The organism is Gordonia westfalica, from assembly GCF_900105725.1.
In the GTDB taxonomy this organism is placed as follows: Bacteria; Actinomycetota; Actinomycetes; order Mycobacteriales; family Mycobacteriaceae; genus Gordonia; species Gordonia westfalica.
Genome location: NZ_FNLM01000034.1, coordinates 2,820,016 through 2,835,523, shown reverse-complemented (window position 1 = coordinate 2,835,523; position 15,508 = coordinate 2,820,016). Strand labels below are relative to the sequence as shown.

General features: G+C 67.7%; 16 protein-coding genes. 9 read left to right on the top strand and 7 right to left on the bottom strand.

What is annotated here, in order from left to right; all coding sequences use genetic code 11:
- Positions 1–21: 21 nt before the first annotated feature.
- The 4 genes from BLU62_RS18260 to BLU62_RS18245 all read right to left on the bottom strand — a co-directional run bounded on the left by BLU62_RS18260 (position 22) and on the right by BLU62_RS18245 (position 5,185).
- Positions 22–1,335, bottom strand: coding sequence for a DUF222 domain-containing protein (locus BLU62_RS18260; protein WP_244278244.1), 1,314 nt, complete (start codon positions 1,333–1,335; stop codon positions 22–24).
- A gap of 93 nt (positions 1,336–1,428) precedes the next feature.
- Positions 1,429–2,862, bottom strand: coding sequence for a plasmid pRiA4b ORF-3 family protein (locus BLU62_RS18255; RefSeq protein WP_074851194.1), 1,434 nt, complete (start codon positions 2,860–2,862; stop codon positions 1,429–1,431).
- Between the two features lie 119 nt (positions 2,863–2,981).
- Positions 2,982–3,584 (bottom strand): YdcF family protein, encoded by a 603-nt coding sequence (locus BLU62_RS18250; protein WP_074851193.1) that lies wholly within the window; start codon positions 3,582–3,584, stop codon positions 2,982–2,984.
- A 116-nt stretch (positions 3,585–3,700) separates the two neighbouring features.
- Positions 3,701–5,185 carry an NAD-dependent succinate-semialdehyde dehydrogenase gene (locus tag BLU62_RS18245; RefSeq protein ID WP_074851192.1) on the bottom strand — a complete coding sequence of 495 codons (1,485 nt, stop codon included), beginning with the start codon at positions 5,183–5,185 and terminating at the stop codon, positions 3,701–3,703.
- A 115-nt stretch (positions 5,186–5,300) separates the two neighbouring features.
- On the opposite strand from BLU62_RS18245, the gene BLU62_RS18240 reads away from it, so the two are divergent.
- The 7 genes from BLU62_RS18240 (at position 5,301) to ccsB (ending at position 12,557) form a co-directional block, all read left to right on the top strand.
- Entirely contained in the window at positions 5,301–6,221 is a 921-nt protein-coding gene (locus BLU62_RS18240; protein WP_244278242.1) for an SGNH/GDSL hydrolase family protein, read from the top strand.
- A 97-nt stretch (positions 6,222–6,318) separates the two neighbouring features.
- Entirely contained in the window at positions 6,319–7,668 is a 1,350-nt protein-coding gene (gene hemL, locus BLU62_RS18235) for a glutamate-1-semialdehyde 2,1-aminomutase (RefSeq protein WP_074851191.1), read from the top strand.
- Positions 7,668–8,294 (top strand): histidine phosphatase family protein, encoded by a 627-nt coding sequence (locus BLU62_RS18230; RefSeq protein WP_074851190.1) that lies wholly within the window; start codon positions 7,668–7,670, stop codon positions 8,292–8,294. The genes hemL and BLU62_RS18230 overlap by 1 nt, the downstream gene beginning before the upstream one ends.
- Positions 8,295–8,313: 19 nt before the next feature.
- The gene (locus BLU62_RS18225) at positions 8,314–8,907 is read left to right on the top strand and encodes a TlpA family protein disulfide reductase (RefSeq protein WP_074851189.1); all 594 of its coding nucleotides are present in this window, start codon (positions 8,314–8,316) and stop codon (positions 8,905–8,907) included.
- Positions 8,907–9,770 carry a cytochrome c biogenesis CcdA family protein gene (locus BLU62_RS18220; protein ID WP_074851188.1) on the top strand — a complete coding sequence of 288 codons (864 nt, stop codon included), beginning with the start codon at positions 8,907–8,909 and terminating at the stop codon, positions 9,768–9,770. Before BLU62_RS18225 ends, BLU62_RS18220 begins: the two co-directional genes overlap by 1 nt.
- 13 nt (positions 9,771–9,783) lie before the next feature.
- Complete coding sequence (gene resB, locus BLU62_RS18215) at positions 9,784–11,514, top strand: cytochrome c biogenesis protein ResB (protein ID WP_074851187.1); 1,731 nt, start codon at positions 9,784–9,786, stop codon at positions 11,512–11,514.
- Positions 11,515–11,537: 23 nt separating this feature from the next.
- Entirely contained in the window at positions 11,538–12,557 is a 1,020-nt protein-coding gene (gene ccsB, locus BLU62_RS18210; RefSeq protein WP_074851186.1) for a c-type cytochrome biogenesis protein CcsB, read from the top strand.
- A 105-nt stretch (positions 12,558–12,662) separates the two neighbouring features.
- On the opposite strand, the gene BLU62_RS18205 is transcribed toward ccsB, so the two are convergent.
- The 3 genes from BLU62_RS18205 to BLU62_RS18195 all read right to left on the bottom strand — a co-directional run bounded on the left by BLU62_RS18205 (position 12,663) and on the right by BLU62_RS18195 (position 13,815).
- Complete coding sequence (locus BLU62_RS18205) at positions 12,663–13,163, bottom strand: helix-turn-helix domain-containing protein (RefSeq protein ID WP_074853001.1); 501 nt, start codon at positions 13,161–13,163, stop codon at positions 12,663–12,665.
- A gap of 133 nt (positions 13,164–13,296) precedes the next feature.
- On the bottom strand, positions 13,297–13,512 hold the full coding sequence (locus tag BLU62_RS18200) for a hypothetical protein (protein ID WP_074851185.1): 216 nt from the start codon (positions 13,510–13,512) through the stop codon (positions 13,297–13,299).
- An 81-nt stretch (positions 13,513–13,593) separates the two neighbouring features.
- The gene (locus tag BLU62_RS18195) at positions 13,594–13,815 is read right to left on the bottom strand and encodes a BldC family transcriptional regulator (protein WP_006435233.1); all 222 of its coding nucleotides are present in this window, start codon (positions 13,813–13,815) and stop codon (positions 13,594–13,596) included.
- A gap of 188 nt (positions 13,816–14,003) precedes the next feature.
- Here BLU62_RS18195 and BLU62_RS18190 point away from each other — a divergent pair, with 188 nt between their 5' ends.
- Both BLU62_RS18190 and cds1 read left to right on the top strand, forming a co-directional pair.
- On the top strand, positions 14,004–14,330 hold the full coding sequence (locus BLU62_RS18190; protein WP_074851184.1) for a DUF4229 domain-containing protein: 327 nt from the start codon (positions 14,004–14,006) through the stop codon (positions 14,328–14,330).
- 25 nt (positions 14,331–14,355) lie between these two features.
- Positions 14,356–15,477 carry an L-cysteine desulfhydrase Cds1 gene (gene cds1 / locus BLU62_RS18185; protein ID WP_074851183.1) on the top strand — a complete coding sequence of 374 codons (1,122 nt, stop codon included), beginning with the start codon at positions 14,356–14,358 and terminating at the stop codon, positions 15,475–15,477.
- The last annotated feature ends 31 nt before the right edge of the window (positions 15,478–15,508 follow it).

Below are 15,508 nucleotides of genomic sequence, written 5' to 3'. Positions count from 1 at the left end.
CGGTATCAAACCTGGGGTGATTCACAATTCGCCGGCGCGGACCAGTGCCTGCAGCTTCTTGCTCGGCACGTAGGTGCTGGCGGCCGCCGCGGCCCGGGTGTCGGCGTCGGCCGGGTCTGTGCGCGCCCCGGTGGTGATGAAGGTGTGGGCGGCATCGGCGAAGAGTCGGCGCATGGTGTGGGCGTCGATCAGTCCGTGGCCGTCGAGCATGCCGGGATCGTTGTCGAGCCCGATCAGCGTCGTCAGGTTGCCCACGATGTGATAGGTCGGTCGGGGTGCGCGGCAACTGGTGCAGGTGCATGTGCAGTCGCCGGTCAGCTCCGGGGCCGGCTCGTTGTCGTCGGGTTCGGTTGCGGCGGTGTCGGTTACGCCCGGTACAGCAACGGGGGTGGGCTCGGGTTCGGGTGTTTCCGCGTCGGCGGGTTCGGGGGTGTCGAGGTTCTGCTCGGCCGGCGGGGGTGCACAGTCGGGGCACTGGCAGTCCAGGGTTTGCTTGCCGTGGGCGAGGGCGAGTAGGGCGTCGGCACGGCGCTGGGGCATGGTGCGCGGGTCGCCGGTGTGCACGCCGGTGGCCATGGCGGTCAGCTGGGCGTTGAGGGCGGCGGCATCGGTGTGGGGGAAGTGTCCGGTGATGCGCGACTGGCCGGGCTGGTGGCGGTCGGGTCGGATGTTGACTCCGCGGTCCCGGGTGGCCTGGTCGTTGCGGCGCTTGACCGCTTCCGGTGCCTGCCTGTGCACGATCTGGTCGACCAGTGCGGTGAACCGGGTGGTGGACATGGGGTCGCGCGCCAGGATTGCCTCGGCCAACGCGGCGTCCACCATGGGCATGGTGGCATCGTCGACGAAGTCGGTGCGATTGAGTGCGATCATGAACCGGCGCAGATCGATCCGTCCGCATGCCAGGGTGGTGCCGGTCAGCGGAAGCCGGTACCGCATGGCGTCCCCGGTGCGGATGAGGTCGCGGGCTTCCGCAGCGGTGATGGTCAGCGCGGCACCGAGTTCGGCGGTGGCTTGTTCGAATCCGTTGGGCCCGAACTGTTCATACGGGTCCGCACCGGAAACTGCTTGTGCTGTCCTGTCGAGGAATTCGTCGATGGAACCTGCCTCGCCGGAGTAAATCTCACTGCGGCGCAGTAGGTATTCTTCTTCGCGTTGTTCATGGAGCAGGCTGGCGGCGATCAGTGTGCGGCTGGTGTTGGCGGCGTTCATCGATGCCGAGTAGGCGGCGGTGCTGATGAGTGCTTCGGGCGAGAGGCCGGCGAGTGATCCGAACACGTCGACACCCTCGTCGGGGAGATCCCCGCCGGGGTCGATGGTGCCGAACTCGAACGCCATGACACCACCATACGAAAGGGGTCTGACAAAACCGTCGGCACAATTCCGACGGATCGTCAGGCGCCAGAACTACTTTCGGTAGTAGACACTGGGTCACCGGTGTCGGATGGCGCGTCGCGCGATCTCGATGGCCGTCGGGCTCAGCGTCACCCCTCGGAGTCCCCGTTCCGGGGGCGAGACGGCTTCGAAGAACTCGTAGATTCCGTTGTCGAGGTCATAGAGGTCGTACTTCTGGATCGGGCGCCCGTCCGTGCCCTGCCAGCGATACGCGGTGAGCAGCGCGCCGATCGTCGTGAGTGGCATCTCGTCGCCGGGATCGGAGGCGGCGGCGAAGAAGAGCATCAGCAGGCTCGCGTCCTCGGTGAAACCATCCATCTGCTGGTTCAGTAGCCGGTCGGCGAGATGGTCGGCCAGTTTCTGCGGATCGTCGGCGAGCTTCGTTCCGACTCGCGTCGGCAGTAGGCGGCCTTTGTACTTGCGTAACAGCCCCATCCGAAGGAGGGACTCACGGAAGTACAGCACCGGCGTGCTCTGGACTTCTCGGTTCTTGGCGCCGATGAAGTACTTCATCGTCGGTAACACCTTCGACGCCGCGACCACGTCGGCCGGTTTCAGATAGCCGGCCGACGTGAGTGTGAATCCTTCATCGCGTGCGCGGCGCAGGAACCACAGGTACGGGTTCAGGTCGGCCTCGAGTTGCTCGCCCGTCCCCGTTGTTGATGGACTCGCCAGCCGCCCTGCGCTCGCCGTCAGGGCTCCGGACTCGTCGAACGGTTGAATCCGGTACAGCAGGTGGCCGAGCCGTGCATCGATCCCGGCATCGACGAGCGAGAGGATGGGATCGCTGAGTGCGGCGTTCACCTCGTCGATGTCGAAATGCGCGGGGTCGTCGACGATCTCGGCGAGTGACTTCGCGTCGGTGATCCCGCCGCAGTCCTCCGGCGGCGCAGCACGCCGACCGTCGACGCACCGGGCCCACGGCGTGTCCTCCGATGCCTCGCGGACGCTTTCGACCAGCAATGTCAGTTCCCAGCTGTCGCCGTAGTCGTAGACGTAGCGCAGGGCGTCGCCTCGTTCGTGGAGCGTCTCGTCGAGGCGAACCTCGGCGACGGGTGTGCCCACCTCCTCGCCTTCCTGAGCGTCGAACGGGCACAGGAACAATTCACTCCTGCGGTCGAATGGGCTGCCGCCCAGGGCAAAACGATAGAGGTGGTAGTCCAGCCATCCGAACGCCGCTTGAATGATCCGGTGCAGATCTTCGAGAGAAACATCCGAGCGGACGTCGAGACGGCGCCAGATGGGAGGTTGCGCCTCGTCGAGATCTACGCGGATGCGGAACACCACGGTCTCGGCGAGCGGTTCCTTGCGATGACGAACCGACGGAGGCCGCTCGAACCTGTCCGCGGCAGTTCTGCTGAGCTGGTTCAGCAGCGCGGGGAGTTCGTTCGGTTGCCGCGCGGCAAGCATCGCCTCGAACTGGCGGCGCAGTCCTTCGGCATCGGGCGATTCGTGGCCAGGATCGTGCATGCTGCCCAGCGTAGGCCAGGCCCCGTTTCCGGCGGTGTCCGTTTCCCTCCCGTCTATTGAGCTCAATAAGCGGGAGGGAAACGGTCGGGCGGGAGGGGGACCGCCCCGCGGGGAAGCGTTTACGCGTACGCCGGCCGGAACGTCAGCCGGGCGCCCTGGGCCTTGGCGGCGTCGCGGAAGTTCTTCATCGCGCGTTCCATGTGGAAGCCGTTGGTGACGATGAGCGCACCGGATGCGCCCATCCCCTTGAGCATCCGCACGGTGTTCTGGGCGTTCTGCACCGTGGAGGTGGACGCGCCCTCGTTGACCATCTGCCACACGGGGATTCCGCGGCGGATCAGGCCGACGTTCATGAACTGGGCCTCGGAGATCGGCAACCAGTGGGTGTCACCGCCGGAGACGATGATCCGGTTGAACGGATGCTGCTTGGCGAGTTTGGCCGCGACGTTGAGTCGCTGGGTCATGATCTGGGGCGTCTGTCCCAACTGGCCGAACTTCGCACCCAGGACGACGATGTATCGGGCCCCCGGGTTCTCCCAGAGGAACACGCTGTTCGGTGTGCCCAGCTCCGAGCTGCCGAAATCAACGCTGCCGAAATCCAGACTGGTGGCGGCTGATTCGATCTTCGCAGTACTGGTGTCCCCGGAGGTGGCGACAGCAACGCCGGCCGTCGTCACCGCCGCGGTCACGGCGATCGCTGACATCATTCTTCTCAGACGCATGCCCTCGAAGTGTACGGACGAGTACCGTCGTGCAGGTGTCGGAACGGTAACACCTGCATCACCAGTCACATACGTAACAGGTCAAACGGGCGTCGAAGTACCACTCGACCGCCTGATCAGGTCAGCGCGATGTACTTCACCGAGAGGTACTCGTCGATTCCCTCGCTGCCGCCCTCGCGGCCGATGCCCGACTGCTTGATCCCGCCGAATGGTGCTGCGGCATCGGAGATCACGCCGCGGTTCACGCCGACCATGCCCGAATCCAGGCGGCTCGCGACGCGCATGCATCGCTCCAGGTCGCGGCTGTAGAAATACGACGCCAGGCCGTACTCGGTGGAGTTGGCGGCCGCGACGGCGTCGTCCTCGGCGTCGAAGGTGCTGATCACCGCGACCGGGCCGAAGATCTCCTCCCGGGTGACCGGGGCGTATGGGTCGACGTTGTCGAGAACGGTTGCCGGGTAGAAGAATCCGCGACCCTCGGGTCGTTCCCCGCCGAGTCGTACCCGTGCGCCGTCGCTCACGGCCTGCTCGACGGCGGCCGCGACCTTGTCGCGCTGATCGGCGTTGACCAGCGGCCCGAGCGTGACGCCCTCGTTGTAGCCCGGTCCCATCTCGACCTCGGACATCCTCGCCACGAGCTTCGTCGTGAACTCCTCGACGACACCGGACTGCACCAGAAAGCGATTCGCCGCAGTGCAGGCCTCGCCGCCGTTGCGCATCTTGGCCGCGAACGCGCCCTCGACCGCGGCATCGACGTCGGCGTCGTCGAACACCAGGAACGGTGCGTTGCCGCCGAGTTCCATCGAGGTGCGCTGCACTCGCTCGGCCGCTTGCCCGAGCAGGTTGCGCCCCACCGGCGTCGAGCCGGTGAAACTGATCTTCCTGATCCGGTCGTCGGTGATCAGCGCAGTGGACACCTCGCCGCTCGAACTCGTCGGCAGAACCGACAGCACGCCGGGCGGAAGCCCGGCCTCGGCGAAGGCCTCGGCCAGGGCCAGCATCGTCAGCGGCGTCTCGCGCGGGGGCTTGACGATCATGACGTTCCCGGCGGCCAGCGCCGGACCGATCTTGCGCGTACCCATCGCGAGCGGGAAATTCCACGGCGTGATCGCCAGACACGGCCCGACCGGCTGATGCGCGACGAGGATGCGTCCGTTCCCGGCCGGGGCCTGGGTGAACCGGCCGCCGATACGGACCGCTTCCTCGGCGAACCAGCGCAGGAACTCGTTGCCGTACATGGTCTCCGCGAGGCTGTCGGGGAGTGCGCGGCCGAGTTCGAGCGTCATCAGCATCGCGATGTCGTCGGCACGGTCGGTGAGCAACTCGAAGGTGCGGCGGAGGATCTCGCCCCGCTCGCGGGCCGGGGTCGCGGCCCAGTCATCGGCCGCGGCCACCGCATGGTCGAGGGCCGACCGGGCATCGGCGACGCCGGCGTCGGCGACCGAGGTCAGCGGTTCCTCGGTGGCCGGGTCGTACACCTCGAAGGTGGCGCCGTCGGCGGCCGGCGTCGAACGACCGTTGATCCACAGGCCGGTCGGCACCCCGTCGAGAATCGCCTGGGGGTCTAGTACATCCCTCTCACTGACATCACCGGAGCTCATGCGCCTCTCACATCCTCGTCCGTTCGGGTTGCGGCCTGGGCGTTCGCACGCCGTTTTCACGCTACCGGCCGAACGGTGGTTGCCGACCGCCTTCGCGCGGACGCACGATGGATTGGTGGACGCACGACACCGACGTGGTCGGCCCAGCGCAGCGATACGTGTTCTCGGACTCCTCGCGGTGGCCGCGACCCTCGCGACGGGATGTTCGAGTGACGACGCCGCGGGCAGTACCGGCCCGGCCCCGACACCCGCCGCGACACAGACGACCGACCCCGGCCGCACGCACTACGTCAACCTCGGCGACAGCTTCGGCGCCGGCACCGGGGTCCGGCCGCTGGTGGAGGACTCGCCGATCTGGTGCCAGCGTTCGTCGAAGAACTTCGCGCACATCGTCGCCGCGGAGGAGAAGTACGAGCTGATCGACGTCAGCTGCGCCGGCGCCGAGACCGCCGACTTCCGGACGTCCCAGCAGGAAGGGGTGCCGCCGCAGCTCGACGCGCTCGACGCGAACGCCGACATCGTGACGGTGATGATCGGCGGCAACGACAAGAACACGTACGGCCGGACGATCGAGCTGTGCAGCCGGGCGGCCGACACGAATCCACTCGGGGCTCCCTGCACCGACAGATACGGACAGTCCCTGATCGCACCGGTCGCCACGGACATCTATCCGGCGATCCGCGGGGCACTGCGCGACGTGAAGGCCAAGGCGCCGGACGCGAAGGTGCTGCTCGTCGGCTATCCGTGGCTGATGCCGCCGACCGTCGGGTGCTACCCCGAGATGAAACTCGCCGTCGGCGATGTCCCGATGATCCGCGAACTCCAGACCGCGCTGAACGACTACGGCCGACGCGCCGCCGCGGACGAGGGGGTCGGGTTCGTCGACATGCTGCCGGTGTCCGTGGGACACGACGCCTGCGCAGGCCCACCGCGCTGGATCGAGCCGATGACGGCGCAAGGGCCCGCTCGGATCCACCCCAACGAGCGGGGCCAGGAGGCGATCGCCGAACAGGTCCGCAAAGCGCTCGCGAACTGAGCCGAAACGCACCCTTCCCGACACCCCGCGTGACGCGGAGCACCCTCTCACCAGCGGCGATTTGGGTCACTCGGTGCCATTTGGAACACTGTAGGCCGTGACCCCTTCCGCTGATGGCCCCATCGTCGAGCATTCCGACAACTCTGCTGCGCTGTTCGCCCGCGCGGCCGAGGCCATCCCGGGTGGCGTGAACTCTCCGGTCCGCGCCTTCTCCGCGGTCGGCGGAACCCCGCGCTTCATCTCCAGCGCCCGGGGCTGCCGCCTGACCGACGCCGACGGCAACACCTACGTCGACCTCGTCAGCTCGTGGGGACCGATGATCCTGGGCCACGCGCATCCGGCCGTCGTCGAGGCCGTGCAGCGTGCCGCCGCCGGCGGTTTGTCGTTCGGCGCGCCGACCGAGCCCGAGATCGAGCTGGCCGAGGAGATCATCGGCCGCGTCGACCCCGTGCAGCGCGTTCGACTGGTGAACTCGGGCACCGAGGCCACCATGTCGGCGATCCGGCTCGCGCGCGGATTCACCGGCCGCTCCAAGATCGTCAAGTTCGCCGGCTGCTACCACGGTCACGTCGACGCGCTGCTCGCCGCCGCCGGCTCGGGTCTGGCGACGCTGGGCCTGCCGACGAGCCCGGGCGTCACCGGTGCCTCGGCCCACGACACCCTGGTCCTGCCCTACAACGACCTGAAGGCCGTCGCGAAGGCCTTCGAGGAGCACGGCGACGACATCGCCGCGGTGATCACCGAAGCGGCCGCCGGCAACATGGGCGCAGTCGCTCCGGTCGACGGTTTCAACGCGGGCCTCCGCGAGATCACGAGCCGCCACGGCGCGCTGCTGATCATGGACGAGGTGATGACCGGCTTCCGCGTGAGCCCGAGCGGCTGGTACGGCCTCGAAGGCGTCGCGGGCGACCTCTACACCTTCGGCAAGGTCATGAGCGGCGGCCTGCCCGCCGCGGCGTTCGGCGGCCGCGCCTACGTCATGGAACGCCTCGCGCCGACCGGCCCGGTCTACCAGGCGGGCACCCTCTCGGGGAACCCGGTCGCGGTGGCCGCCGGCCTCGCGACCCTGCGCAACGCCGATCACGAGGTCTACAACAAGCTCGACGCCAACGCCGACCGTCTCGCCGGTCTGCTCACCGAGTCGCTCACCGCGGCCGGTGTGAGCCACCGCGTGCAGAAGGCCGGCAACCTGCTGAGTGTGTTCTTCACCTCGGCCCCGGAGATCCCGATCTTCGACTACGCGGGTGTGAACGCCACCGAGACCTGGCGATTCGCCCCGTTCTTCCACGCGCTGCTCGAACGAGGGGTGTACGCGCCGCCGAGTGCCTTCGAGGCATGGTTTGTGTCCGCCGCGCTCGACGAGGATGCTTTCTCGCAGATCGCCGACGCGCTGCCCGCCGCAGCGCAGGCAGCCGCTACCGCAGCCACCCCGGGGGACAACGCCTGATGCACACGATCGTCCACATGATGCGCCACGGAGAGGTCGACAATCCGGAGGGCATCCTCTACGGCCGCCTGCCCGGTTTCCGGCTCTCCGGCGCCGGCCGTGCGCAGGCCCAGACGGTCGCCGACGCCCTCGCCGACCACGACATCAAGGCCGTCTTCGCCTCCCCGCTGCAGCGGGCGCAGGAAACCGCGACCCCGATCGCGTCGGCCCACGGCCTGTCCATCCAGACCAACGACGACCTCATCGAGGCCGACAACGTCTTCGAGGGCCTCAAGGTCTCCGTCGGCGACGGCGCACTGAGCAAGCCGCGGCACTGGCCCAAGCTGCGCGACCCGTTCACACCGTCGTGGGGTGAGCCCTACATCCAGCTGGCACACCGCATGCTGGCCGCGGCCAACAAGGCCCGCGACGCCGCGCGCGGTCACGAGGCCATCTGCGTCAGCCACCAGCTGCCGGTCTACACGCTGCGTCGCTTCCTCGAAGGCCAGCGACTCTGGCACGACCCGCGTCGTCGGCAGTGCTCGCTGGCCTCGCTGACCAGTCTCATCTACGACGACGACGCCCTCGTCGACATCATCTACTCCGAGCCGGCCGGTGCATCCGACCCGCTGGCCACCGGTGCGTGAAACCAGAGGTAAAGACGTAGTGCGTAAGTTCCTCCTGCCGGCAGTGCTGTCGGCCCTGATCCTGCTGATCAGCGGCTGCAGCACCGGTGACGACGCGGTCGCGCAGGGGAACACCTTCCAGTTCGTCTCGCCCGGCGGACAGACCGTCATCACCTACGAACCCGCCGACCGCAAGCCGATCGCCGGCCTCGAGGGCGAGGACCTGGTCAGCGGCCAACCGCTGTCGCTGTCCGACGCGCGGTTCGCCGACAAGGTCGTGGTCATCAATGTCTGGGGTTCGTGGTGCGGCCCGTGCCGCGGCGAGGCCGACGACCTCGAACGCGTCTACGAGGACAACCGCGACGACGGCGTCGAGTTCCTCGGCATCAACCTGCGTGACGACCGGAACTCCGCGAAGGACTTCGTGATCGACCGCAACGTCGGGTTCCCGTCGATCTACGACTTCCCGGGACTGTCCCTGGCGGCGCTGACCACCCCGACCTCGGTGGTCCCGACGACGATCGTCCTCGACCGACAGCACCGCCCGGCCGCGGTCTTCCTCAAGGCCGTCTCCGACAAGGAGCTCGACGCGGTCGTCAAGCGGGTCGCTGCGGAACCGGCGGGTACGGCCTGATGTCCCACCCCGGCACGACCGACCTGACCACGACCGTCCTCGCCTCGTCGATCGGCGACACCTTCGCCGACACGGTGACCAGTGGGCCGCTGTTGCTCGCGTTCGCGGCCTGCCTGCTCGCGGGTCTCGTGTCTTTCGCTTCGCCCTGTGTGGTGCCGCTCGTCCCCGGTTACCTCTCGTACCTGGCGGGACTCGTCGGTGCCGAGGCGCCGGCGGTGAAAGTCGGCGAAGGTTCGAAGAGCGGCCGATCCCGCGTCGCGCTGGCCGCCGGACTGTTCGTGCTCGGTTTCACCGTCGTGTTCGTCGCGGCCACCGCGACGGTGCTCGGCGTCACCAGCACCTTCGTCCTCAACCGTGAACTGCTGCAACGCATCGGCGGCGTGGTCACCATCGCCATGGGCCTCGTGTTCATCGGTCTTGTCCCGATGCTGCAGCGAGACATACGTTTTGCCCCGGAGCGCGTGATGCTCAACGTGAATCGGCCGGGGCCCCGCGTTCTCAATGTCCTCGGCGCACCGCTGCTCGGCGCGGTCTTCGCGCTCGGCTGGACGCCGTGCCTCGGGCCGACCCTGGCCTCGGTGATCGCGACCGTCAGCGGTACCGAGGGGGCGACCGCGGCCAAGGGCGTGACCCTGATCGTCGCCTACTGCCTGGGCCTCGGCCTGCCGTTCGTCGTGCTGGCGTTCTCCTCGGCGTGGGCACTGCGCAGCCTCGGCTGGCTGCGCCGCAACGCCCGCACCATCCAGATCATCGGCGGCATCCTGCTCATCGGCGTGGGCGTCGCACTGCTGACCGGCTGGTGGGACCAGTTCATCGTGTGGGTCCAGGTCCGCTTCGTCACCGACACCCAACTACCGATCTGAGCGTGTTACAGCCATGACCGACGTCTCCGACCGTCCCCAGGTGGACACCCCCGAACCCGGTGCGCCGAAGCCGCACTGGGCCCGACGACGGGTGCTCTGGCCGCTGCGCAACCTGTGGCGTTCGCTGACGTCGATGCGCACCGCGCTGCTGCTGCTGTTCCTGCTGGCACTCGCGGCGATCCCCGGGGCGCTCCTCCCGCAGCGCGACCTGAACGAGACCAAGACGCTCGAGTACATCGCCGAACGCGGCTCGCTCGGCACCTGGATGGACCGGCTGCAACTGTTCGACGTCTTCTCCAGCGTCTGGTTCACCGCGATCTACGTGCTGCTGTTCGTCTCGCTGGTCGGCTGTCTCACGCCGCGCATGATCGAGCACTTCCACAGCCTGCGCGCCAAACCCGTTGCCACGCCGCGCAATCTGTCGCGGCTCCCGCGGCACGTCACGCACACCGTCGACGGCACTCCCGACGAGATCGCCGACCGGATCAACGGCCGGCTCCGCGGCTGGCGGCGCGACGTCGTCGTCCGCGAACCGAGCAAGGCCTACCCCGACGGCTGTGTCGAGATCTCCGCGGAGAAGGGCTACCTCCGGGAGTTCGGGAACCTCGTCTTTCACTTCGCGCTGCTCGCGCTGCTGGTGTCGATCGCGGCCGGCAAGATGTTCGGCTACGAGGGCACGCGAATCCTGGTCGCGGACGGTGAGCAGGGCATGTGCAACACCTCGACCGCCGTCTACGACTCGTTCCGTGCCGGCAACCTCGTGGACGGCACCGACCTGTCGCCGTTCTGCTTCCGCGTCGACGACTTCTCCGCGACGTTCCTGCCCAGCGGGCAGCCGGACATGTACGACGCGACGATCCGCTACGCCGAGGGCACCAAGGTCGGTTCCCCGGATACGTGGACCAGCACCTCGGTCCGGGTCAACGAGCCGCTGCGCGTCGCGGGCGACCGCGTCTACGTGCTGGGCAACGGCTTCGCCCCGACATTCACCGTGACCTTCCCCAACGGGGAGAAGCGCGCCCAGACCGTCCCGTTCGTCCCGGACGAACTGCAGACGATGCTGTCGTCGGGGGCGGTGCGCTACGACACCCCGGCCGGTCTGTACCCCGACGCCGACGAGCGACGGAAGAACCAGATCGCGCTCGAGGGTCTGTTCGCGCCGACCGCGCTCTACCACGGGACCCTGCTGACGTCGCTGTCCCCGGAGCCCGACGATCCGGCCGTCGCCATCCGCATCTACAAGGGCGACACCGGTCTCGACACCGGCAAACCGCAGAACGTCTACTCGCTCGACCAGGACCTCGTCGACCAGGGCCGACTCCAGCGACAGGCGCAGGTGAACCTCGGCGTCGGCCAGAGCCACACCACCGCCGACGGCACCACCGTCACCTTCGACGGGTACAAGCGGTGGGTGTCGGTGCAGGTCTCCCACGACCCGGCGCAGATCTGGGTGCTGGTCAGCTCCATCGTGATGCTCGGCGGACTGCTGGTTTCCCTGCTCATCCGCCGCCGCCGCATCTGGGCTCGACTCGTCCCGGCATCGGTCACCGCCGGACAGGACGGCAGCCGCGATCCGGTCGGCTCTGTTCCGCCCGACGGAAAACGACGTACTGTAGTAGAGATTGCCGGTCTGGCGCGTACCGACCAGGCCGGCTGGGGAGAGGGTTTCGAAGACCAGGCGGCGGCCCTCGTCGTCGATGACGCAGACGCAACCACCTCGCGGCGCACGACCCGGCGGCTCTAGGCCACCGGCGAAAGGAACCTCTGATGAACAACGGCACCGTTCAGGTCGACGAGACGCTGGCTCGCTATTCCGACCTGCTGTACGGCACCGCGATCACCGTGTACGTGGTGGCGGCCTTCTTGTTCTTCGGCGCGCTGGCGGCGGTTCGCGGTCGCAGGCTCGAGGAGCGGGAACTCGTCGCCGCGGGTTCGGCCGCATCGGGTTCGGACGCTGTGCGAGTGCCGGGCCGCGTCGCGGGGCCCCCGAAGCGGACGTTCGGGGACAAGCTCGGCAACATGGGCCTCCCGGTCGTGTATGTCGGCCTGATCGCCCACCTGGCGTCGATCGTCCTGCGCGCCATCGCCACCGATCGCGCCCCATGGGGCAACATGTACGAGTTCGTCTCGATGACGTGTGCGGCCGGTGTGCTCGCGGCACTGATCATCCTGCGCAAACCCGAACACCGCGCGCTGCTGTCGTTCGTGCTGCTGCCGGTCATCCTGCTGATGTTCATCGCCGGTCGCTGGCTCTACACCCAGGCCGCGCCGGTGGTCCCGGCGCTCAAGTCGTACTGGCTGACCGTGCACGTGTCGATCATCTCGGTGTCCTCGGGCATCCTCATGGTCTCGGGCGTCGCGAGCATCCTCTACCTGATGAAGATGCGCTGGGCGTCGAACCCCTCCGCGGACGTCTCCTCCTCGGCACGGCCCGGCCTGGGCGGCGCGGTGCGGCGCATCCTCGACCACATCCCGGCGGCCGAGAACCTGGACCGCCTCGCCTACAAGACGGTCGTCGTCGGCTTCCCGCTGTTCGGTCTCGGCGTGATCTGCGGCGCCATCTGGGCCGAGGCCGCATGGGGCCGGTTCTGGGGTTGGGACCCCAAGGAGACGGTGTCGTTCATCGCGTGGGTGATCTACGCGGCCTACCTGCACGCCCGCGCGACCGCCGGTTGGCGCAACACCGCCGCGGCCTGGATCAATGTCGCCGGCTTCGTCGCGATGCTGTTCAACCTGTTCATCATCAACCTGGTGGTGTCCGGCCTGCACTCGTACGCGGGTCTCTGACCCTTAGAGACTTGCGTGTCGGGCCTGTACTCCTAGGTGGAGGGGGCTTCGACGCGGCGCCTCGCGTTGCTCGGTGCCGGCTCAGCCGGCGGGGGTGGTGCCGGCTCAGCCGGCGGGGGTGGTGTCGGCGCTCTGGGCCTGCTCGTCACTCTCCGGTGCCTCGGCCTGTTTCGCGAGGGCCTGCGACTTCACGAGCTTGAGCAGGTCGATGAGCGCGTCGATGGTGTCCGGGCACAGTGAGCCGAGGTCGATTCCGGCCAGGTGGCTGCCGGTGACCTCGAGCATCTCGACATAGTTCTGCTGCTGTTTGACGCGCTCGAGATCCTCGTCGGGATTGGACAGGAAGTACGTGACGCTGACGTCGAAGGCGCGTGAGATGGCCTCGACGGTGCGGAACGAGGGAGTACGTGCCTTGCCGGTGCGGAGCTGCGAGATGTACGCATCCGACAGCGAGTAACCGAGCCGGTTCGCCTTCTCGGCGATCTTCTTGCCGGTGTAGCGGATCCCGTTCTCGTCACGGCTGTGCTCGAAGAGGTAACCGATCTTGTCGGCGAAGCTCAGGTCGTCATCGGTCGACGCCCCTTGCGGAGATCGTCCCGGGTTCAACGGCGCCTTCTCTCGGATCATCCATCGTGGAGTCGAATGAGGAGGACACTACCCTACCCTCGGGTATGTTCCCGCAAGACTTTATGAATCGCGTCTCAGGTTTTCGTATATGGCCGAGTCGAAGGGTCGCGCTTCAGAGTTCGTCGCCCTCTTTGCCGTTCGGCCCGCGGGTGCGATTGTCCAGGTCACGAAGGAAATCGGCGTCGTCGTCGGGACCGACCGGCCCGCGGGGGCGACCCCGATGGCCACCGGAAGGGGAGGCGTTGCCGCCGTCGGATTGCGGTCCGAACGCACGCCACATGAGAAACCCGATGGCGAGCAGACCGAGAACGGCGAACAGATAAGTCATGACAACCTCCCGTCACCCAGCGTACGTCAGTTCACCCGGCGGTCGGTCAGGTCGCTCAACGAGGTCGCGGCGGCGTCGGGACTAATGGGTCCGACGGTTCAGCAGTGCAACCACGTCTTCTTCGCGGAAGCGTCGGTGGCCGCCCGGGGTGCGGATGGAGCCGAGGATGCCCGAGCTGGCCCAGCGTGCGACGGTCTTGGGATTCACGTTGAACATTGCCGCCACCTGGCCGGGGGTCAGGGTGTGTTGGCTGGCGAGTCCCGGGGTGATGTAGGTGGACGCGGTGGTTTCGATGCTGGTCACGTTTCCCCCTGAAACGATGGTGCCCTGTCGGTGCGCCGCGGTTTGGCGGATCGGCCCGGCACGTGATGGACGCGTACTCCATGAATACACGCAAATCGCCCAGGTACTCGAACCTTCAGCGGCAGGTAAAGAGCGGGCAAAGGCCCACGACCTGCAGGTCCTTTGAAAGGGGCAAGTACTCTGAGGGGGTGAGTGAAGCGCAAGACCCTGCCCCCGGTACCCCTCCGCCCAGCGGCCGCCCCGCGACCCTGGCGATCGCCCTGTTCGGCTACACGGCCGCGCGCATGCTGCTCGTCGTCGTCATCGCGGCCGTCATCCTGTTCGGCGGCAAGCTCGTGGGTGTGGATGTCCCGTTCCTCGTCGCCGCGGTCTTCGGCGTGCTGATCGCCCTCCCACTGGGCATGTACCTGTTCAAGTCGCTGCGACTGAAGGTCAACAGCGAGATCTCGGCGATCGAGGCCGACCGTCGTGCACGCCATGACGACCTCCAGTCGCGTCTGCGCGGGGACAAGTGAGGTCGTTCCGAATGGGACACCTCGCGTGAGGCCGACACGGGTCGTCGACCATCGGGAAGACCGCGCCTGGGCGCAGAACGCCGTCCGGCTGATCGAGGCCGACGCCCGCCGAAGTGCCGACACGCATCTGCTCCGGGTCCCGCTGCCCGCGTGGTCGCGATGGTCCGGACCCGACGGCGAGGCCGGCGTCGACCTTTACCTGAAGGACGAGTCGACGCATCCGACGGGATCGCTCAAGCACCGTCTGGCGCGATCGCTGTTCCTCTACGCGATCTGCAACGGATGGGTCACCGAGGGCACACCCGTCATCGAGGCGTCGTCGGGCTCGACAGCGGTGAGTGAGGCCTACTTCGCGGAGCTGATCGGTGTGCCGTTCATCGCGGTGATGACGTCGAGCACGTCGCCGGCGAAGACCGCGCTGATCGAACACCACGGTGGCCGTTGCCATTTCGTCGAGCATCCGGGCGAGGTGTACACCGAGGCGTTGCGCCTGGAGGCCGAGCTGGGCGGGCACTTCATCGACCAGTTCACGATGGCCGAACGTGCCACCGACTGGCGCGGCAACAACAACATCGCCGAGTCGATCTTCGCGCAGATGGCCGACGAGGAGCACCCCATCCCGACCTGGATCGTGGTGGGCGCCGGCACCGGCGGCACCTCGGCGACGCTCGGTCGCTACGTGCGGTACCGGCGGCACGACACCTGGCTCGCGGTCGTCGACCCGGAGAACTCGGTGTTCCTGCCGGCATACGAGACCGCCGACGGAACACTCACCGGCGAAGTGGGTTCGCGCATCGAGGGAATCGGCCGGCCGCGCGTCGAACCGTCGTTCATCTCGCAGGTGATCGACCGGATGATCGGCGTTCCCGACGAGGCGTCCATCGCCACCACGCACCGGATCTCGGACATGCTGGGACGCCGCGTCGGCGGGTCCACCGGCACCAACATGTGGGGTGCGTTCTCGCTCGTCGCCGAGATGGTCGCGGAACGGCGGGCCGGTAGCATCGTGACGCTGCTGTGCGATCCGGGCGACCGCTACGTCAACACCTACTTCGACGAGAAGTGGCTCGCCGCACAGTCTTTCGAACTCGAGCCGGCGAACGCGATCCTCGACGAGTTCCTGGCGACGGGTCGCTGGACGGCGTGATCCTTAGGTCGCACTAACTCGGTGGGCTACC